This window comes from Phycicoccus elongatus Lp2 (assembly GCF_000367525.1).
GTDB classification, from domain to species: Bacteria; Actinomycetota; Actinomycetes; order Actinomycetales; family Dermatophilaceae; genus Phycicoccus_A; species Phycicoccus_A elongatus.
The window spans coordinates 463,161-466,818 of sequence record NZ_HF570956.1 but is presented as its reverse complement, the minus strand read 5'-3'; the positions used below and the strand labels follow the sequence as shown (position 1 = coordinate 466,818).

The following is a 3,658-nucleotide window of genomic DNA, read 5'->3' as shown; positions in this document are numbered from 1 at the left end:
GGTGGCGGCCGCGGTGGCCGCCTCGACCGACGCTTCGAGTTCACGTCGGGCACGCACCGCCGCACGGATCGCCCGGAACATCAGCGGGATGAACATCGCCAAGGCCGCGAGCACCAGCGAGGAGACGATGACGCGCACGACGCCCGGCACCGGCGCCAGGCAGATGAGGAGGCCGCCGTTGACGACAACCAGTCGCCAGAGCCCCCATCGGTCGAACCATGCGGTGGCCGCCCGCACGACAGACGGGCCACCTCCGAGCACGGCCGGCACGAGATGCGAGAGCGCCCCGGTCAGGAGTTGCGCGGCAAAGCCGATCACCGCGATCGTCGTCACCCGCCCGTAGGACTCTCCGACCTCGGTCCAGGACCCCGCCGCGAGGACGGTGCCGACCACCGCCGCCAGGGCCGCCAAGCCCCACACCAGCGCCGCCGTCACCGACCAGGTGGAGGTATGCCGTGGTGGCGCCTGCCGTGCCGGGCGCCAGAGGGCGCGGCCCCACCAACCCAGCCCCGCGGCATACGCCAGGACGCCGGCGGCGGCGACCGGACGAATGCCGAGCGATGCCCCCGCGACGACGATCGTGATCCCCGCGAGCAGCACCGGCAGGGCCTGACGCGCGAGGGCTTCGGCCCGCACGTCCATGCGTGTGCGGAGCATGGTCGGCCACAGGGTGATCAGGGTGCCGGTCACGGTCAGCCCGATCCAGCCCAGGAGCATGGTCATGGTGTGCGCCAACAGGATTCGTCCGTGGAGGTCGTCGTCCAGCCCGCGCGCGAGGAATGCCCCGAAGCCCGCCCCGACGGGGAGCAGCGCGGCCGCAGCCAGGTAGTAGCGCACCGTGATGCGGAAGCGGCCCGGCAGGCTGTGGCGAAGCCGACGGTGAAGCATCACGCCGTGCCAGAGAACGGCACCGGAGACGAGGACAGCACCGACCAGGGTGACCGGCCAGGTGCTCGTCGGCACCCCGATCAGCACGAGGAGGACGCCGATGATGTTGAGCGACAACCGAATCGACTGCATCCTCCGGTCATCCAGAGTGCTCGGCGTCTTGAGGAGGGCCTGGGCGAAGTGGGTCGACCAGACGAGGGCTGAGTGGGTGAGGGCACCGAGCAGCACGAGGTGGACCATCAGCCACCGGGACCCCGGGACAAAGGGGTGGACGAGGGTCAGCAGGACGGCCAGCGCGAGCCAGACGACGGCCGGGCGGTCTCGAAGTGCCCAGGTGCCGCGGGTGGCCGGACGGGTGTCGGGGCGGGGTGGGCGAGGAGGTGAATCGACGGTCATGTGTGGACCTTCTGCGGGACGGGTGCCGGTTCTCGGCGAGAAGTGTTGGGGCCCAGCAGGACCGAGGTGATTGCCGTCACCGGCAGGAGCAGCAGGGCCGTGACGGTGCCGACCCCACCCGCCTGCCAGAGCCGATCGATGCCGCTGACGTCACCGGCGACCCGCGCGGCGAGGGCGACGTGGAGAACGACGAGCGGCAGCCACAGGAAGGCGCGATAGGGCAAGGGGCGGCGGATGACCGCCGGAAGGATCACGGGCGCATGGGCGAGGACCATCGACATCGCGAAACCGAGGAAGACCCCGTGGACGACGATGTCATAGCTTGCCCGACCGGTGGGCGGCCCGATGGCGAGCCAGGTCAGGGCCGCCACCGCGAGCCAGCCCCAGGCCGCGAGCATCGCCGCCGCCGAGAAGCGGGGCAGCCCACGCGACCGAATCGTGTGTCGCGCCACGTCATGACGGGGCAGCCAGGCGCACAACGCCACGAGGGTCAGGGCCGCCAGCCGTGAGCCGATCGCTGGGGAGAGCAGAGCGGTGGCCGAGCCCGCGGCATACACCGCGGCGAGGACGAGCAGGCGATGATCGGCGCCCCGGCCCAGGGTGAGTCGGGCGAGTTCGACACGCTCGGCGGCGATCGTCCAGACAACGAAGCCGACGAGCAGCGGCAGCAGCGCCGACACCTCCAACCGCGTCCAGAGAATCGCGGCCGCGAGCGCATGGCTGACGGCCAGCACTTCGACGGCGGTCGCGCCGTCACCCTGACGACCTCCGAGGAGGACGGCGATGGCGAGGAAGGCCACGAGGCCGTCGATGAGCAGCGCCTGGCCGAGCAGTCGTGGCCCGGCGGCCAGCATGACCCCGCCGGCGCCGAGGAGGGCGGGCGCGGCATACGCCCATGGGGAGCGGAGGGCGACCGCGCGCTCCAGGGAGATCAGGGTCCCGAGGAAGCCGAGCACCATGAGGATGCCGTGCGCTGTCGGCAGGTGGGCGGCGTCGACCGGTGCCGGGACCTCGAGCAGGAGCAGGGCGGCGTCGAGCCCGGCGAGGAGCGAGACGCCCGCCGGGAGCAGTAGCCAGGTCCTGCGGTGCACGACTCAGGCGTCCGGCGTGAGGGCCGCGACGCGTTCCCACTCGGGGCCGGCGAAGGCGACTGCGGCGGCCGGGAAGAGGGAGTTGTCCTCGCGGTCGATGTGCCCGCGCAGGAGGTGCTCGAACTCCTCGTATGCCGCGTGCCGGTTCGCGTCGTCGGCCGCCGCCACGATGGTGGCCAGGTGGGCGTCGAGTTGCTGGTGTTCGGAGCAGAGCCGGGTGACGTAGTCGGTGAACTCCGGGTCTTCGGCCATCACCGTGAAGATGCCGGCCTCCTCGGCCGCCGAGTGCGGCGCGAAGAGACGGGCGACCTCAGCGGCGGCGGCGGCGATGGCGTCCTGCGAGCCCGCGTCACAGGCTGCCCGCAGCACACCTGACGCGTTGATGATCTCGGTGTGCTCACGCATGAAGCGGCCGACGACCTCGATGTTCTCGCAGCCGCAGTAGGAGCACATCGGTGATCAGGCGCGGGTCAGCTTGAGGCGCCAGGCCTCGGGACCCTCGTCGAGGTAGGTCACGCTGATCGTGCCCTGCTCGCGGTCGGCGATCTGGGCGAGCAGCGGCTTGGGGTCGTGCGGGGCGACGAGGACCATCGACTGGCCCGGCTTGATCGCACCCAGCGCGCCGAAGACGGTCGCGTGCCGGATCGCGTGGGGGATGGCACGGACGTCGAGCTCGGGGGCGCCGTCCTCGTGGGCGCAGCCGCAGCCGCACGAGGCGCTCGACTTCTCGGTCAGGGGAATCTGCTCCATGGTGGGCCTCTCGTGGGGCGGTGGACGTGTCGCGGAGTGTCGCGACGACAGCATTTTATTACACTCTGTGGTGTGAGAAAGAACGTGGTCGACGAGCGACCCCTCGGCCCGGTCGCGACCCCGGACGCGCCGCCGACCCTGGTCGGGGTTCGGCGAGAGGTCCTGCTGACCCTGGTCCGCGCCCCGCAGGACTCCCACTCCACTGTCGACACCCTCGCCGAGCGCCTCGGGGTCCACCCGAACAGCGTGCGTGCCGCCCTCACAGCGCTGCAGGGGATCGGACTGGTCGAGGTCGCCACGGAGTCGCCATCGGGTCGGGGACGTCCCGCGCATCGGTATGCCGCGACCGTCGCCGCCCGCTCGATGCTCGCGGTCGAGGGCGCCCGGGCCGGCGTCGGGGGCGACTACCGGATGCTCGCCGAGGCCTTCGCGACCCATGTGGCCCGCCGCCGGGATGCCGCCGGGCAGGCCCGCGAGGTCGGCGCCCTGTGGGGGCTGGAGCTCATGAGGCGCCGTCCCCGCTCCCGGCGGCC

Annotated in this window: 4 protein-coding genes and 1 pseudogene; 1 reads left to right on the top strand and 4 read right to left on the bottom strand. The window is 72.0% G+C overall.

Translation table 11 applies throughout. From position 1 onward, the window contains the following. From BN10_RS02210 to BN10_RS17125, 4 genes and pseudogenes are all read right to left on the bottom strand, one after another. A pseudogene (locus tag BN10_RS02210) lies at positions 1-1,284 on the bottom strand (multicopper oxidase domain-containing protein); the annotation flags it as partial. Continuing rightward, complete coding sequence (locus BN10_RS02205; RefSeq protein ID WP_010849519.1) at positions 1,281-2,375, bottom strand: hypothetical protein; 1,095 nt, start codon at positions 2,373-2,375, stop codon at positions 1,281-1,283. The gene BN10_RS02205 and the pseudogene BN10_RS02210, both read right to left, overlap by 4 nt. 3 nt (positions 2,376-2,378) lie before the next feature. Further along, on the bottom strand, positions 2,379-2,828 hold the full coding sequence (locus BN10_RS02200) for a hemerythrin domain-containing protein (protein WP_010849518.1): 450 nt from the start codon (positions 2,826-2,828) through the stop codon (positions 2,379-2,381). 6 nt (positions 2,829-2,834) lie between these two features. Then, positions 2,835-3,125: a DUF2249 domain-containing protein gene (locus BN10_RS17125; RefSeq protein WP_040750761.1), complete on the bottom strand. Its 291-nt coding sequence runs from the start codon at positions 3,123-3,125 to the stop codon at positions 2,835-2,837. Positions 3,126-3,197: 72 nt separating this feature from the next. On the opposite strand from BN10_RS17125, the gene BN10_RS17120 reads away from it, so the two are divergent. Continuing rightward, the coding region (locus BN10_RS17120; RefSeq protein ID WP_198013987.1) for a helix-turn-helix domain-containing protein at positions 3,198-3,658 on the top strand (461 nt) is incomplete at its 3' end.